At 60.3% G+C, this 16,675-nt stretch carries 15 protein-coding genes; 8 read left to right on the plus strand and 7 right to left on the minus strand.

Going from position 1 to position 16,675, the window contains the following annotated elements:
- Positions 1-247: 247 nt before the first annotated feature.
- Complete coding sequence (locus WI754_RS29605) at positions 248-1,942, minus strand: GMC family oxidoreductase N-terminal domain-containing protein (RefSeq protein WP_341486587.1); 1,695 nt, start codon at positions 1,940-1,942, stop codon at positions 248-250.
- A 160-nt stretch (positions 1,943-2,102) separates the two neighbouring features.
- Here WI754_RS29605 and WI754_RS29610 point away from each other — a divergent pair, with 160 nt between their 5' ends.
- From WI754_RS29610 to WI754_RS29645, 8 genes are all read left to right on the plus strand, one after another.
- Positions 2,103-3,029, plus strand: coding sequence for a LysR family transcriptional regulator (locus WI754_RS29610; protein ID WP_341486598.1), 927 nt, complete (start codon positions 2,103-2,105; stop codon positions 3,027-3,029).
- Positions 3,030-3,351: 322 nt separating this feature from the next.
- A complete protein-coding gene (locus WI754_RS29615; protein WP_341486599.1) occupies positions 3,352-4,095 on the plus strand; it encodes a FadR/GntR family transcriptional regulator in 744 nt (247 codons plus the stop codon).
- A gap of 39 nt (positions 4,096-4,134) precedes the next feature.
- Complete coding sequence (locus tag WI754_RS29620) at positions 4,135-5,109, plus strand: sialic acid TRAP transporter substrate-binding protein SiaP (RefSeq protein WP_341486588.1); 975 nt, start codon at positions 4,135-4,137, stop codon at positions 5,107-5,109.
- A 66-nt stretch (positions 5,110-5,175) separates the two neighbouring features.
- Complete coding sequence (locus WI754_RS29625; RefSeq protein WP_341486589.1) at positions 5,176-5,748, plus strand: TRAP transporter small permease; 573 nt, start codon at positions 5,176-5,178, stop codon at positions 5,746-5,748.
- 3 nt (positions 5,749-5,751) lie between these two features.
- A complete protein-coding gene (locus WI754_RS29630; RefSeq protein WP_341486590.1) occupies positions 5,752-7,161 on the plus strand; it encodes a TRAP transporter large permease in 1,410 nt (469 codons plus the stop codon).
- Positions 7,162-7,172: 11 nt separating this feature from the next.
- A complete protein-coding gene (locus tag WI754_RS29635; protein ID WP_341486591.1) occupies positions 7,173-8,216 on the plus strand; it encodes an L-idonate 5-dehydrogenase in 1,044 nt (347 codons plus the stop codon).
- 8 nt (positions 8,217-8,224) lie between these two features.
- Positions 8,225-9,421 (plus strand): mannonate dehydratase, encoded by a 1,197-nt coding sequence (uxuA, locus tag WI754_RS29640; RefSeq protein WP_341486592.1) that lies wholly within the window; start codon positions 8,225-8,227, stop codon positions 9,419-9,421.
- 3 nt (positions 9,422-9,424) lie between these two features.
- On the plus strand, positions 9,425-10,864 hold the full coding sequence (locus WI754_RS29645; RefSeq protein ID WP_341486593.1) for a mannitol dehydrogenase family protein: 1,440 nt from the start codon (positions 9,425-9,427) through the stop codon (positions 10,862-10,864).
- A gap of 91 nt (positions 10,865-10,955) precedes the next feature.
- Here WI754_RS29645 and WI754_RS29650 read toward each other — a convergent pair whose 3' ends face one another.
- From WI754_RS29650 to WI754_RS29675, 6 genes are all read right to left on the minus strand, one after another.
- Positions 10,956-11,612 (minus strand): DUF3313 domain-containing protein, encoded by a 657-nt coding sequence (locus WI754_RS29650; RefSeq protein WP_341486594.1) that lies wholly within the window; start codon positions 11,610-11,612, stop codon positions 10,956-10,958.
- Between the two features lie 197 nt (positions 11,613-11,809).
- Positions 11,810-13,135, minus strand: coding sequence for a HAMP domain-containing sensor histidine kinase (locus tag WI754_RS29655; protein ID WP_341486595.1), 1,326 nt, complete (start codon positions 13,133-13,135; stop codon positions 11,810-11,812).
- Positions 13,132-13,854 carry a response regulator transcription factor gene (locus tag WI754_RS29660; protein ID WP_341486600.1) on the minus strand — a complete coding sequence of 241 codons (723 nt, stop codon included), beginning with the start codon at positions 13,852-13,854 and terminating at the stop codon, positions 13,132-13,134. The genes WI754_RS29655 and WI754_RS29660 overlap by 4 nt, the downstream gene beginning before the upstream one ends.
- Positions 13,855-14,398: 544 nt before the next feature.
- Positions 14,399-14,797 (minus strand): hypothetical protein, encoded by a 399-nt coding sequence (locus tag WI754_RS29665; RefSeq protein WP_341486264.1) that lies wholly within the window; start codon positions 14,795-14,797, stop codon positions 14,399-14,401.
- A 77-nt stretch (positions 14,798-14,874) separates the two neighbouring features.
- Positions 14,875-15,354: a hypothetical protein gene (locus WI754_RS29670; RefSeq protein WP_341486265.1), complete on the minus strand. Its 480-nt coding sequence runs from the start codon at positions 15,352-15,354 to the stop codon at positions 14,875-14,877.
- Between the two features lie 280 nt (positions 15,355-15,634).
- A complete protein-coding gene (locus WI754_RS29675; RefSeq protein WP_341486266.1) occupies positions 15,635-16,666 on the minus strand; it encodes an L-idonate 5-dehydrogenase in 1,032 nt (343 codons plus the stop codon).
- Positions 16,667-16,675 lie beyond the last annotated feature (9 nt).

Here is a 16,675-nt window from a genome sequence, read left to right on the forward strand (position 1 = left end):
GGTTTGAGTTTGGTTAAGTCGAGAAGCGCAGTCTACCAGCGACCGAGGCAATAATGTCCACTTTTCACCTTTGATATCCACATCACGCATTTGAAATGCACTCGACGCGGAAGAGGCCGTCGCGGGTCGCAATTTCCAGCTGTCTCCGGCTCCTCTTCGCTGACCATTCAGTCTGAGACGCCATCAAAAATAGCGCTTTCGACGTTGCAAAGGCAATAGGCCGGCGGATCGACTGAACTCGTCCTCATCATGCGTTCTGCCTCGCGTCCTCGAGGATAATGCCGGCTGCTTTTTCCGCGATCATCAGGGTCGGCGAATTGGTGTTGCCACTCGTAATGGTCGGCATGATCCCGGCATCGACGACGCGCAGTCCGGCGACGCCTTTCACCCGCAGGCGGCTATCAACGACTGCCATGGGATCGCCGTCACGCCCCATTTTCGTCGTCCCGACGGGATGGAAAATGGTGTTGGCGATATCGCCTGCGAGCTTCGCCAGATCCGCATCGCTCTGGAACTCCGTCCCCGGTTTCCATTCTTCCGGCTGGTATTTGGCGAGCGCCGGCTGCGACACGATTTTCCGGATCTGGCGGATGCTGTCGGCGGCAATCTTGCGGTCGGCATCCGTGCTCAGATAGTTTGGCGCGATTGCCGGTGCATCGCTGATCTTGTTCGAGCGAATACGCACTGTCCCGGCGCTCGTGGGGTTCAGGTTGCACACGCTCGCTGTGAATGCGGGGACGCTATGGAGCGGTTCACCGAACGCGTCGAGACTGAGCGGCTGGACGTGATATTCCAGATTGGCGTGCGCCTGCTTATCGTCGGAGCGCGTGAAGGCGCCGAGTTGCGAAGGAGACATGCTCATCGGCCCGCTGCGACGCAGCGCGTATTCGAGGCCGATTTTCGCCTTGCCGAAGACACTGTTGGCCAGAGTGTTGAGGGTCTTCGCCCCACTCACCCTGAAGACCGCGCGAATCTGCAGGTGATCCTGCAGGTTTTCTCCAACCCCCGGGAGATCCAGCGCAACGTCGATGCCATGTTTCTTCAGCAAGCCTGCCGGACCGATACCCGACAACTGCAGAACTTGCGGCGATCCAATCGCGCCAGCGGAAAGGATGACCTCCTTCGTCGCGCGCACGCCTATTCTTTGACCCTGTCGATGAAGAACGACCCCGACACAGCGCTTGCGCCCCGTTGCTTCTTCCTCGATGCAGAGCTTTTCAACGTGAGATTCCGTCCAGATGACGAGATTGGAGCGATTTCGGACCGGGCGCAGAAACGCCTTTGACGTGTTCCAGCGCCAACCGGATTTCTGATTGACCTCGAAATAGCCCACGCCCTCGTTGTCGCCACTGTTGAAATCATCGGATCTTGGGATTCCGGCCTCGACGGCTGCCTGCGCGAAAGACTCCAGAATGTCCCATTTCAGCCGCTGTTTCTCGATTCTCCACTCGCCGCCATGGCCATGCATGTCGGAGAAGCGGCTGTTGCCACCCGTTTGTGGATCAGCGCCTCCATCAAGCCTGTAGTGGTCTTCATGGGCCTTGAAGTCGGGCAAGGTATTTTCCCAGGACCAAGCGTCATCACCTGTCGAGGCCGCCCAACCGTCGTAGTCACGCGCCTGCCCGCGCATATAAATCATGCCGTTGATGGAGGAGCAGCCGCCGAGCGTCTTGCCACGAGGGTAGCGCAGCGACCGCCCGTTCAATCCGGCGTCCGGTTCGGTCTTGTATAGCCAATCCGTCCGCGGGTTACCGATACAGTAGAGATAGCCGACGGGGATATGGATCCAAGGATAGTTGTCCTTCTTGCCCGCCTCCAGCAACAGCACGCGCCTAGAGGAATCTCGGCTGAGGCGATTGGCGAGCAGGCAGCCGGCAGAACCGGCCCCGACGACGATGTAGTCGAACGCCTCATTTGCCTGCAAAGCGGTGGAGTGCGTCATCGGGCGGCAACTCCGCCCCGATGCTGGCCTCGTTTATTATAACGTTTGTGCGCTCGGCTTGTCATTTTAGGCGTCCTCCTCACGTTTCTTGACTGAATAAACGGGCGCGCGCCGGAAAATCCAATGACAAATGAAGTGGGTCATTATAAGCAAAATTAATATGGCTTACCCAATCGATCTTAAGACGCTGAGGGCGTTCGTCACTGTTGCGCGCGAGGGAAACGTCACGCGCGCCTCGGCGCAACTGCATCTCACGCAACCCGCGATCAGCTTGCAGTTGAAACGGTTGGCGGCCGACACCGGCATCACGTTGTTCCGCCGCACGTCGACAGGTTTGGAGCTTACCCACGAGGGCGCGCTGCTTGCCGCCAAAGCCGAACAAGTGCTCGCTTCGCTGCTGGATTTCAGCCAGACGGCTCGGCATCTCGAAACGCAGGTGCGAGGCAAACTCCGGATCGGCACCATTATCGATCCGGAGTTTACCAGGCTCGGCGCCCTCCTGAAGGCACTGGTCGAGAGCGGGCCAAGAATCGAAACGGAGCTACGCCATGGAATGAGCGGAGAGGTGCCGGAGGGGCTGAAGCGAGACGAGCTGGATGTTGGATTCTTTCTCGGGGACATCAGCGATTTTGACCCCGTCGCGGGACTTGCGACCGAAGGGCAGGAAAATCTCTTTCGAGCAAAACAACTCGCGCGACTGACCTACCGCGTTGTTGCGCCTCCGTCTCTCGCCGGATTCGTCCGCGGCCAGGATTGGGCGGAACTGGCTGCCTTGCCCTGGATCGGAACGCCGCCTGCTTCCGTCCACAACCGGCTGCTGGGACGATTGTTCGGCGAGCTTGGCGTGCGACAGAACGTCGTCGCCTCGGTCGATCAGGAAGCGTCCATGCTGGCGATGGTTCGCACAGGCGTTGGGCTCAGCCTCTGTCGCGAGGCGATTGCTCTCCACGAACAGCAGGCCCATGGACTGGTGATCGCCGACCACGTCCAGGTCGAAACCGCCCTGAGCTTTGTCAGTCTGAACGCCCGCGCCGACGATCCCACAATCGCATTTGCATTCGATGCAATTCGGGGAGTGTGGGGTTGATAAACATTTGCCAGGTCAATCTTTTGCGCTGTCATCACCATGTTTACGAACCTCAGCGCCCGCGACGGCTTACCCCGCACCGCGGCGTGAACAGTTCGAGCGCCGACGCGTGAGCTAGCGGCTCAGGTAAAGCCTTACTCCCGCAATGCCCGTGTCCGTTTTGGAAATGGAGCCCAGTCCTGGTTGCTGCCGGCCGAATGTTGCCTCGGCTGCAGCCAAACGGTTGACATATCTTCAGCGGTAAGCAATTCTCTCGGTATTGGTATGACCACTTGGCCAGATGACCACTTTAAGCGGGTCGCAGGCACCGTCGAGGAAGCTGATGTTCTCTGCCGTAGAATCGCGCCGCCTCTATCGCCAGGTGGCGGACCAGATGCGAAGCTTGATCGAACGGGGCGAGTTGGCGCCAGGTTCTCGCCTCCCAGCCGAGCGTGAACTGGCACAGATGCTCGGTGTATCCCGCCCGACGGTCCGCGAAGCTCTGATCGTTCTGGAGGTGGAGGGCTTTGTCGACATCCGAATGGGCTCGGGCATCTATGTGACGGCGCGCAAGGGACCGTCGGCCGATCTGCCGCCGGAGGATTTCGAAGGACCGTTCGAATTGCTGAGGGCGCGGGCGGTGGTGGAGTGCGCCGTCGCCGAGGAGGCCGCCCGCCTGGCACGGCCCGAGCACATCCTCATTCTTGACGACAATCTGGCGCGGATGGCGGCGGCACTCGATGACCGGCGCTTGGCTCTGGCGCTCGACCGCGACTTTCACGTCGCCGTCTCGGGCATCATTGCCAATGCGACCCTGAACCGCTTCGTCGGCAGCATCCACGACATGCGCATGACGCCTTATTTCGAGAAGCTCGCCAGCTATTTCGAAAACACCGAGACCTGGAGGGCCGCGATGGAGGAGCATTGCGCCATCCGGGATGCGATCGCCACCGGCGATCCGGCTGCCGCGCGGGCTGCAATGCGCGCGCATCTCGACCAATCTCAGCTTCGCCTGTCGAAAAGTTTCGAGGAGGAACCGTCCGACAGCGCGATACCCGCTGCGTGGAGGCGTGTCGGGGGCAATTAGCCACAGGACCAATGACTTCAACTTGGGAGGAGAACGAAGATGAAGTTCAGACTGACAACGTTACTGGGCGCGACAGCGGCCATTTTGGCCTCGACGCTTACGGCTCAGGCCGAAACAGTGCTCAAATGGGCGCACGTCTACGAAACATCCGAACCATTCCACACTGAATCCGCCTGGGCGGCCGAAGAGATCGGCAAACGCACAGAGGGCCGCTATAAGATCGATGTCTTTCCGGCCTCGCAGCTCGGCAAGGAAGCCGATCTCAACCAGGGCCTGAAGCTCGGCACGGTCGACATCATCATTTCCGGCTCAAGCTTTGCAGCGCGCGAATACGCGCCAATTGGCGTTACCTACTATCCCTATACGTTCCGCGATCCCGCGCATCTCATCGCCTATACCAAGAGCGATGTGTTCAAGCGGCTGGCCAAGGGATACGAGGACGCTTCGGGCAATCATATTGCCGCCGTCACCTATTACGGCACGCGCCAGACGACATCGAACCGGCCGATCGGCAAATGCACCGACATGCAGGGTCTGAAGATGCGCGTCCCGGACGTGCCGGCCTATCTGGCCATGCCGCGCGCCTGCGGTGCCAATACCACGCCGATCGCCTTTGCCGAGGTCTATCTCGCCCTGCAGAACGGTACGGTCGAGGCCCAGGAAAACCCGCTGACCACAATCGATGCGAAGAAGTTCTACGAAGTGCAGAAGCATATCGTGCTCACCGGCCATATCGTCGACCATCTGAATACGCTGGTGTCGAAGAGCCTGTGGTCGCAACTTTCCGACGCCGACAAGCAGATCTTCACCGAGGTAATGCAGGAGGCCGCCGAGCGCAGCACGAAGATCATCGAAGAGCGCGAAAAGAGCCTGGTTGCGACGTTCAAGGAGCGTGGCATCGAGGTCACCGCGATCGACAAGGCCGATTTCGAAAAGACCGTCGTGGAAAAGGTCGCGCTCGAGGATTTTGGCTACAACAGGGCAGACTGGGAAGCCATCCGCGCTGTCAAGTGAGCCATTGATGCCGGCGGCCCGCAAGAGCCGCCGGCATTCCGCCCCTCCTTTCGCCGGATGATCCCCATGCAACAAGAAGTCCATTCGCTGATAACGCCTCAGGAAATCGCCCATTCCTTCGAGGATGCCGCGCCGGTCGCCGATGTGTCGCATTATGCCGTCGAGGACTGGGCCACGCTCGCTATCTTCTGGGTGATGACGGCCTGCGTCTTCCTGCAGTTCTTCACCCGCTACGTGCTCAACGATAGCTATGCCTGGACCGAGGAGATCGCGATTAACTGCCTGATCGGCGTCGTGTTCCTGGGCTCTGTCATGTGCGTTCGCGTATCACGCCATATCCAGGTCGACGTCCTCTATCACTACCTGCCGCGGCGTTTGGCCAGGGGGATGGCGATCTTCGTGGATATCGTCCGTATCGGCTTCTTCGCCTATGCCTGCTGGCTGATGTGGCGTTATGTGGCGATCGTCGCCGGCGAGCGCATGGTGACCGTCAACCTGCCGCGCAACATCGTCTTCTACAGCGTGATGGCCGGCTTCGTGCTGATGCTCGTCCGCTCCATCCAGGTCTTCATCGCCAATCAGCGCCGCGGTTATTCGGTTCTCGAAAGGCCCGAGGAATTTCAGAAGGTTGAGGATTGATCCATGCTTCTGCTCGTCGGTTCGTTTCTCGTCTTGATGGTGGTGGGTGTGCCCGTTGCCATTTCCATGGCCGTGGCCTCGGTTCTCTACCTCGTATTCTACAATGTAGCACCCGACATCATCGCGGCGCAGCGGATGATCGCCGGGGTTGAGAGCTTTCCGCTGCTCGCCGTTCCCTTCTTCATTCTCGCGGGCAACCTGATGAATTCCGCCGGTGTCACCGGCCGCATCTATTCCTTCGCCGTCGCTTTGGTCGGCTGGATGAAGGGCGGGCTCGCCCAGGTCAACATCATCGGCTCGGTGATCTTTTCCGGCATGTCGGGCACGGCGCTCGCCGATGCCGCCGGCATCGGCACGATCGAGATCAAGGCGATGAAGGATCATGGCTATCCCGTTGAGACGGCTGTCGGCGTAACCGCCGCCTCGGCGACGCTTGGCCCGATCTTTCCGCCGTCTCTGCCCTTCGTCATCTACGGCATGATGGCTAACGTCTCGATCGGCGCGCTATTCATGGCGGGTATCGTGCCGGGCGTGGTCATGACCGTTCTGATGATGGTAACCGTCGCAATCTTCGCCTACCGACGTGGCTGGGGTTCGGACACGCCGTTCGAGATGAAACGGCTGTTGTCGGCGTCGCTCGAGGTCGTGGTGGTCTTCTCCGTGCCACTCCTGATCTTCCTCCTGATGTCGGCCGGCCTGCCGATGAACGTCGCCGTCGGCATCGCTCTTGCCGCGCTGCTCGCTATCGACTGGTACTTCGACTTCTCCGCCGTCATGGCGTTGATGACCCCGGTCATCCTGATCGGCGGCATGACGATGGGTTGGTTCACGCCGACAGAGGCTGCCGTTGCCGCCGTCCTGTGGTCACTGTTCCTCGGGCTGGTGCGTTACCGGACCATGACGCTGTCGACGCTGTCGCGGGCCACCTTCGACACGATCGAAACCACAGCGTCGGTGTTGTTCATCGTGACAGCCGCCTCCATCTTTGCATGGCTGTTGACGGTCAGCCAGGCCGCCCAGATGCTGTCGGGTGCGATCCTGTCGATCACCGACAACAAGTGGGTGTTCCTCATCCTGGTCAACCTTCTGATGCTGTTCGTCGGCTGCTTCCTGGACACGATTGCCGCGATCACCATATTGGTCCCGATCCTGCTGCCGCTGGTCACCCAGTTCGACATCGATCCGGTGCATTTCGGACTGATCATGACGTTGAACCTGATGATCGGCCTACTGCATCCGCCTCTCGGCATGGTGCTCTTCGTGCTGTCACGTGTCGCCAAGCTGTCGGTCGAGCGGACCACAATGGCGATCCTGCCCTGGCTCGTGCCGCTGTTCATTGCGCTCATCCTGATCACCTTCGTTCCGGCGATCACGCTTTGGCTGCCGAGCGAGATCGGGCTGATCCGCCGATGAGGAGAAAAGTTATGCAGGCGCGTCTCGCGCGGCTCCACGGCCAAGGCGACTTGAGGGTGGAAGTGGTGGATGTGGCCGAACCGGGCGATGGGGAAGTGCTACTGAGGATGGCGGCGGGCGGTATTTGCGGCTCAGACCTCCACTATTACCAGGATGGCGGCTTTGGTCCGGTGCGGGTTCGCGAGCCGATCGTTCCGGGGCATGAGGCGTCCGGCCATATCGCGGCATTCGGCCCCAACGTCTCCGGGCTAGCACTCGGCGACCTTGTGGCTGTCAATCCGAGCCAGCCCTGCGGAAATTGCCGCTTTTGCCGGGAAGGCCTCGCCATTCATTGCCTGAACATGCAGTTCATGGGCAGCGCCATGCGCGTGCCCCATGCGCAGGGCATGTTCCGCGACTGGCTGGTGGTTCCTGCCATCCAATGCATGCCTGCCGGCACTCTGGTCGGCGCCGGCGAAGCGGCCTGCGCGGAACCGCTTGCGGTCTGCCTGCACGCGGTGGCGCAAGCAGGGGATATCCGGGGTAAGCATGTGCTGGTCACCGGCGCGGGGCCTATCGGCGCGCTGGTCGTCGCCGCCGTCCGCCATGCGGGTGCGGGAACGATCGTGGTGACGGACCTCGCCGACGCCGCTCTTGAGCGGGCATCGGCCTGCGGCGCTACCCGCGTCATCAATGTCCGCCGCGATCCCGAGCAACTCGCGGCCTATGATGCCGACAAGGGCCAGTTCGACATCGTGTTCGAATGCTCCGCCGCCGAACCGGCACTGCGCAGCGCGATCGCGACCGTCAGGCCACGCGGCCTGATCGTGCAGGTCGGTGTGACGGGCGACATCACGTTCCCGCTGAATGCCCTGGTCGGCAAGGAATTGCGGCTGATCGGATCACAAAGGTTCGACAGCGAATTTCCCCTTGCCGTCGGGCTCATCGCAGATCGCCGGATCGACGTCAGGCCGATCATTTCCCACACATTCCCGGTCGATCAGGCCGTCGACGCTTTCGAGCAGGCCAGCGACCGCTCGGCTGCCTGCAAGGTACAGCTCAGCTTTCTGGCGTAGGAGTTCACATGCGACACACATGGCGTTGGTTCGGTCCGGTCGACCGGGTGAGCATAGAGGATGCGGCTCAGGCCGGTGCGCATGGCATCGTCAGTGCGCTACATCACATTCCGACCGGTGACATCTGGCCATCGGATGAGATCACAAAGCGGCAGGAACAGGTCCGCGCCGGCGGCCTGGAATGGGAGGTTGTGGAAAGCGTTCCCGTTTCGGAGAGTATCAAGACGCAGACAGGCCCCTGGCGCGAGCACATTGCCAACTGGCAGGAAACACTGCGCCGGCTTTCCGCCGCCGGTATCCGCACGGTCTGCTATAATTTCATGCCCGTGCTCGACTGGACGCGCACCGACCTGCGCTGGACTGCGCGCCACGGCGCCAAGGCCATGCGCTTCGACCGCATCGACTTCGTCGCCTTCGAACTGCATCTGTTGCAGCGACCAGGGGCCTTCGAAGACTATGACGAGGCGACGCGCGAGATGGCCGCGAGCCGCTTCCGCGAGATGACGGAGGAGCGACGGCTGGACCTGTCGCGCAATATCGGCGCGGGCCTTCCGGGCTCCGCCGACGGCTACAGCCTGCCGCAGCTCAGGGCGCATTTGGAAACCTATGCGGGGATCAACCGAGAAAAGCTGCAGCACCATCTTGTCAATTTTCTCGCCGAGGTGACGCCGGTGGCCGAGCAGGCCGGGATCAACATCTGCGCCCATCCAGACGACCCGCCATGGGCGCTGCTCGGATTGCCGCGCATCCTGTCGAGCGCCGAAGATTATGCCCACATGCTGCGCGAGGTCGACAGCCCGGCGAATGGCGTGACCTTCTGCACGGGTTCGCTCGGCGCCCGCGCGGCCAACGACCTGCCGGCCATGGTTCGCCAGTTCGCGCCGCGCATCCACTTCGTCCATCTTCGCAATGTCCGCCGCGAGGAGCCGCAGACACCCTGCTCGTTCTTCGAGGACGAACATCTGGAGGGCGATACTGACATGGTGGCTGTTATCGCCGAGCTCCTCACCGAGGAAAAACGGCGGCGCGCCGAAGGCCGAGCGGATCACCAGATCCCCATGCGACCTGATCATGGCCAGGAGATCCTGGACGATCTCACGCGCGGTGCCCAGCCCGGCTATCCGGCCATCGGCCGCCTGAAAGGACTGGCCGAGCTACGCGGCATCGAACGTGCCCTTACGCATGCGACATATGGATTGGCCTGATCCATGGACCGCCTGTCCGCCTCGACGCTTTTGCCCGGCACCATCGCCACGCCCCGTTACGATCGTGCGGCCCTGAAGCCGGGCATCCTGCATATTGGCTTCGGCGCCTTTCACCGGGCACATCAGGCCGTCTACACCGATGGTGCCCTGGTCCAGACCTTCGGCGATTGGGGCATCATCGGCGTCAGCCTGCGGTCGCTCGACGCGATCCGGGATCTGAGGGCGCAGGACCATCTGTTTTCGGTGATGAGCCGCGGGGCGGCCGGTGCCGAGGTCCGGGTTATCGGCTCGGTGATCGGCGGATTGTCCGCCATGGAGGACCACGAGACACTGCTCGCCCGGCTCGCCGATCCGGCGATCCGCATCGTCTCGATGACCGTCACGGAAAAGGCCTATGGCATGGATCCGCTCACCGGCGGCCTCGACCACCAGCATCCGGCCGTCGCCGCTGACCTCGCCCGTCCAGAGGCGCCGGCCGGTGTAATCGGCTTTATCGTCGAAGGTCTGGCACGGCGGCGTTCCGCCGGGCTTAAACCCTTCACCATCCTTTGCTGTGACAACCTGCCGACAAACGGCCGTGTCGTGCAACGTCTGGTGACCGAGATGGCCACAAGGCGCGAGCCGGCGCTTGCCGCCTGGATTTCCGAGCACGGTGCCTTTCCTTCGACCATGGTGGACCGCATCGTGCCGGCAGCAACCGAGGAGACGCGGCTGCGCGCTGCGGCATTGCTCGGCGCCGAAGACAGGCTCGCGCTCGACACCGAACCTTTCATGCAATGGGTAGTCGAAGATCACTTCGTCTTGGGCCGCCCCGCCTGGGAGGCAGCCGGCGCGCTTTTCGTCAAGGATGTTGAGCCTTATGAGAAGATGAAACTGAGGCTACTGAACGGCGCCCATTCGATGATCGCCTATCTCGGCCAACTGGCTGGCCTAGACTATGTCCGTGACGTCATGGCCGTTGCGCACTATCGGAGCCAGGTTCGACGATATATGCAAGCAGCGGCTCGAACGCTCGATCCGGTACCGGGCATCGATCTTGAGGCTTACCAGGAGCAGTTGATGCAACGGTTCGCCAATCCGACGATTGCCCACCGCACGCGTCAGATCGCCATGGATGGCAGCCAGAAACTGCCGCAGAGAATTTTCGCCGCAGCGGTGGACGATCTCGCGGTCGGCCGCGACGGTGCTATGTTCGCCTATGCCACCGCACTGTGGGTAGCCTATGTGCTGCGAACGCCGGATGTGGAGGACCCGCGCCGCCAGGAGCTCAAAGCCGCGGCCAGCGAAGCGATCGACAACGACGAACCATCTGCCTTTTTCGCCGTCCCCGGTCTCTTTCCGACGGCTCTGGTCGAAGACAGAGCCTGGCTGAACCGGCTGAGCCGTGAACTCAAGAGAATAAAAAGCGTGAACTCTGGAATGTCGCCATTCGGTAGCGTGTGAGATCGGCAGCTTCAGCTAAACTCGGCCGGGGAGAGGTGGTCCATTCCCAAGCGGTGATCGGTTGCGTTAAGGTCAGCGACCGCAGGCTGCTCTATTTGAACTGCGCCACAAGAGCATCGGCTCCCTTGCGAACACCGACCTTGGCAGCATCCAAGGCGGTGAAGGTTGAACCGACGTTGAGCGCATTCGGATATTGTTTGGTGACGTATGCGGACAGCAGACGGTTGGTCGTCGCATCGTAAATTTCCACGGCGTAGTTGACGGAGCCCGTCATCGATCCTTCGCGCCCGCGAACGGCCTGGACCGTGTTATAGACGCCACCTGCTATATCAAGTCGCGTGGCCGGTCCCAGAATGGCGGTGGTGGTCTTCGCACCCGTCAGCGTCAGGTGCAGTCTGAGAGTGCCCGGAGCCGGAGTATTCACAATGGCAAACCGCGTCTTCAGCTTTTCGGTGAACTGTGCCTGCATGTAGTTGGCAAGGAATGCCTTGTCCTTAGCGGCGACCTTGCCGAACTGATTGTCGGGTCCGCTGTAGACAATCACGGGGTCGACGATGATCCTGCTGTACAGCCTCCAATCGGCATTACCCTGATAGCTGTAGGGAACGCGTCCCGTCCGGTCCTGGGTGTTCGGCTGGAGCTGGGATGCCGAGGCGAGGCCGGCGTAGACGGTGGGGCTCGGCGTCGAGCATGCAGCGAGGGTGGAGCAAGCGGCGATCAGCGCGGCAGTAATTGGAAGGGATTTCATCGGGTGTTTGGCTCCAGCGGGAATTTTGCCGAACGGCATGATTTGCTGAAGACAGGTGTATTTGATCAGAATGTTGCGGTGTTTTTTGAAATGTCTGGAAATGTTCGCGGCGGAGATTGCATCGACAGGTTTCCGGTTATGCTGCGACTACGGAGGAGCCGGATCTTGGCACATCCCTTTCTCCAGCCCGCGATTCCTCAAGCCGCGGGAAGGTCGATTGCAACGATAAGACCGTTTGGCTCCGCGTCCATCAAGGTAAACTGTCCGTTATGTCCCTTCATGACGATGCCCTTTGCAATGGGAAGGCCAAGGCCAAAGCCGCCCTTTCTTCCGATTTTCCGGGATTCGTCTGCCTTGAAAAACGGCTCCAAGACCTTCGCCTTGAGTTCATCCGTCAAACCAGGGCCATTGTCGATCACTCTGATCTGAACACCACCATCGTCACGAGGTTTCAAAGTGATTGCAATCTGCGTCGCATAACGCGACGCGTTGTCGATGAGGTTCGACAAGGCACGTGTAAGGGCCTGGGGCCTGCAGGCATGGGCGAGCCTCCTTGGTCCGGAGTAGGTCACGTTGACACCTGTCTCGGAGAAGTCTGTCGCGATCGTCTGAAGCAGACTGGACAGGTCGACCTTTCGAAAATCCTCGCCGGCCGATGGATCCTTAAAATAGGCAAGGCACTCATCGACCATCAGGGTTAATGTTGCAATATCGGCCAGCATCAGACGTCGAAGTTCCGGCTCTTCGGAACGCTCCGCCCGCATGTGCAACCGCGTCAGAGGTGTCCGCAAGTCGTGCCCCACTGCACTGAGCACCCTTGTACGATCCTGCAACATGTTCTGGATCCGACTGCGCATGACGTTCAACGATTCTGCCAGACTTCTCAGTTCCAATGCCCCGTCAGGTTCGAACGCCTCATCGGAACTGTCGTCGAGGCTTGCGCGCTTGGCCGTGGCGGCAAACCGACGTAGCGGATCCGTGATCAACCAGCTACTCACGAGACCCAACAGGAACAAGGGGACCACGATTTTCAAAAGCCCGCTTGCAACCGCCGGTGCGAACCAGATTCTCGCAGGAAATACAGGCATATGGAAGATGAGCGCACGCTCCGCATCGACCTTGACAACCAGACGGTCGGAATTCGGTTCGTCGGTCAGAAGATGTTCGATTGAGATTAACACACTGCTTGAAAGCGATTCTTTGATCTTCCCCACCAGGTCGCCCGAGGAGATGATCTTTTCGCGCATAGCAACGAGGTTGGTCGAGGAAAGCCGCTCTGCGCGTATCCCGAAGCGTGATGCGAAATTTAAGGCAGCGTCCTCTTCAAGTGTCGACGCCGCTGCTTTGAACCGGTCGAGAACCATCGCCGCTTGCCCGGCGAATAACCCATCCTGGAAGTCACGATCACTCCGGCCGTAGATGAACGGTTCAGAAAACATTGCAATGGCGGAAACAAGGATGACCAGCAAGGTCGCCAGAATGAGGATCTGCTTCTGGATCGAAGCCCTGCGCAGCTTTTTCAAGAGACACGCTCCACTTTGGATGCGAATAGATAACCTCCGAGCCGCACCGTTTTGATGAAGGTGGGGTCCTTGAGATTGGGTTCTATTTTCTGCCTGACGCGGCTGATGTGGGCGTCGATGCTGCGTTCGACCGGACCCGCCAATCCAGCATGCGTCATGGACAGGAGCTGTTCGCGCGTCAGCACCTTGTTGGGATTGGAACAGAATGCCAGCAGGAGATCGAACTCCGCGGTGGTCATGGATACCTGCACGCCATCCGGATCTTGGAGCCGGCGACTTTTGGGGTCGATGCGCCACCCCGCAAATGTCATCGGCGCAAGGCTTTCGTCCGCATTATGGCTGTACGAGGCCCGACGAAGGATGCTCTTGATACGCGCCATCAGCTCCCGGGAATTGAACGGCTTGGTGACATAGTCATCGGCCCCAAGCTCAAGACCGAGGATGCGGTCGATATCCTCGCGTAGTGCCGTCAGCATCAGGATCGGGATCGGACGCGACGAGCGAAGCCGCCTGCAGATGCTGAAACCGTCCTCGCCGGGAAGCATCGCGTCAAGGACGATCAGATCGAACTGGTGTCGAACCAGCAATCGATCCATCTCGTGGCCGCTTGCGACAGACGATGCCTGGAAGCCGCTGCTTTTGACAAGATCGACCAGCATGCCCGCGATGTCGGAATCGTCCTCGACGATGAGGATATGCGGTTGGTCCGAGACTGCCATTTCGTATGCCATGGTCGATCGCTTTGCTTTCGAATTGAATTCTACCGCCTGTGGCATGCTCTCATTTCAAAGGCGGTATGTCATTCGGGTTCATATCGCATTGCCGCTGGCGAAACAGGTGAAGGCTTTAGGACGCTGGTGTCGCTCCTCCTGCATGCTGCCGCCTCGATGCGCTTCACGAGCGCAACCTCGTCCAGACTTTAGTCGTCCCGTTGCTCATTGGAACCGTCATCGGTCTTGAGATGAGTGCCTCGATCGTGACAATCGGCAAAGCCGACACGGTACGAATCCCGGCGACGAGAGCCGCCAATGTCATAATGACGGTGTAGCTGCCAAATCTTGCCGCCTCTTCAAATTCGCCGACATCCTAGGTCGAGGTCACGGCAAAGCCGTTGGACGTGAGAATTCCATTGAGAGCGGTAATGGAGTCATGATCGGGCAGGCAGCATGAGGATCCTTGAAGCGACGCGTTGCCGCAAGATATCAACTGTTGTGCAATACGATGTTCTAATATGTTGAGATATATTGCGGCAGGTTGGCTGATTTAGTCAGAAGTTCGCATCGGGCCAATTGAAACAGCGATCAGCGGGACGATCGGCGTTCGCAGTTCGGTATTGACGAGGACTGTCGCAATATAACATGCACGAGCGATCACCAGGCAAAACAGGCAAAGCGAAACCAGTCCCGTCGCATAGCGCCTGAGCATGGAGCGCTTGCCCAGCTTCGCCAGGATGTTGTTCGTCGTCCTTCTGACGAACTGTCCGGCGGCCACGATGACGAAGAAAGCGGTGATTATGAACCCGCTCGATGCTGCTGCTCCAATTGCCCAGAACATCAGAAGACACCCGCTGCATAGAAGCAGCTCACGTTTCAGAGCCGCGATTTGACATTGGTCAAGAGTGATTGACCGGGACGAAATGCTGCTGGCCAGACCTGCTTCCACGGTCTGAGGTCGGGGCCGGTCTTGAGAGCCAGATTTGCCACGTGCAACATGATCGGTGCCCTGGCGGAGGCTCGCGTTCACTTCCTCGCACCGGCAGGCGTACAATTTCGGAGAGCTGACTTCGTGGCTTCCCACCATCGAAAAACGTGGCTCCTGCGTTCATTCGAGCGGGAGTTGACCGCGGGATTGCCGTGAGCGGCCCCACTCCTGCTTGACCTTGGTTCATTGAGAGCCCTGATGCGCTCGAGAAACGCCTTGCCATCGAACTGTTTGGATGCGGTCACACTGTCCCCTGTGGAGCCGACTGTGTGAAAAAACACCTCCAGGTTCACGACCGGCATCGCCTTGATGTTACGCACCATATCGATGTCGGGCCGGGTGGTGACCGCCAGGAAATAGCCGTCAGAACGCAAAGCATCAAACAACTCGGGCACGGAATACACCGCGGCCGCAGCATATCCATGCTCGACGAGTTTCGAGACAATGACCTGGGCCGCGCTCCTTGGGAGAAATACCAGAATCGGCTTTTGATTTTTGATTTCCGAATGCGACGTCACGACCGTGCTCCTAACCGTTCAAGGAACAGATACCGGATGTCTGTGCGTCAGTGTGTTCGGTTTTATTCGGTTTTATTACGAGGCTGTTTCGGGCGCGCAGCGCTCTTCGACATGCTTAGACGGAATGGCCCCAAGGATGGCCACAGCGTACTCGCGTAAGCTGTGCAATCTTGGCGTCACACGCAGATCCACCGTTTTGCCGATCTCGCAGAACGCAAAGGCGGCGCTGATCTACATCGCGCCGCCCATCATCTCTAGCTGAAGGATTCAGCTTTAAAACTCAGGCGAAGGCAATCTGCGTCTTCATCGCCCGACTCCTGTCGCTCGCCAGTTCAAACGCAGCGACGGCTTCCGACAGGGGAAGCGTGTGGGTGATCAGCGGCTTCACGTCGATTAGACCCTTCTGCATGAGCCCAACTCCGGTCGCGAACTCCTCATGGAAGCGGAAGGATCCGCGAAGATCCAATTCCTTGGCCGTGATTGCCATCATGGGGACTGCCATGTCTCCGCCAAGACCCAGCTGGACGATCACTGCCCGCGGCCGCAACGCTGCGATGCCTGCCGCCAGCGCCGGAGCGGCGCCGGAGCATTCGTAGAGCACATCGAACGTGCCCTTGCCGGCCGCATAAGGGGTCAGCGCGTCGGGTTCGCTGCCCATGTTGATCGTCCGGTCGGCACCGACCTTGCGGGCCAGCGACAGAGTGAAATCTGAGAGGTCCGTCGCGACGATCTCGGCTGCACCAGCGCGGCGAGCGGCGAGGATTGCCAGAACGCCGATCGGCCCGCAGCCCGTCACCAGAACTCGCTTGCCCAGCATTTCTCCTGCCCGGCGGGTCGCGTGGAGGGTGACGGCCAGCGGCTCGGCCATTGCCGCCTCGCCCGGCGTCAGGCCATCGGCCGGCACGCATTGGATTGCTGCCGCGACGAGAACTTCGCGAAAGGCGCCCTGAATGTGCGGAAAGGGCATGGCACTGCCGTAGAACCGCATATTGAGGCACTGGTTGTGTAGTCCCTCCTGGCAGTAGCGGCAGGTCCGGCACGGACGGGAGGGCGAAACGGCAACGAGCTGCCCAACCTCCAATCCTTCCACGCCCGGCCCCAGGGCTTCCACGTGCGCGGAAACCTCGTGTCCGAGGATCATCGGCTCGCGCAGCCGCACTGCACCGAAGCCGCCGTGATTGTAATAGTGGAGATCGCTGCCGCAGACTCCGCCGGCCGCGAGGCGCAGGCGCACTTCTCCGAGGCCCGGCGCTTCGACCGGACGCTCCTCGATGCGTAAATCTTTCGGGCCGTGAACGACGATGGCTTTCATCGCTGCCTC

It is taken from the genome of Pararhizobium sp. A13, assembly GCF_040126305.1.
In the GTDB taxonomy this organism is placed as follows: domain Bacteria; phylum Pseudomonadota; class Alphaproteobacteria; order Rhizobiales; family Rhizobiaceae; genus Pararhizobium.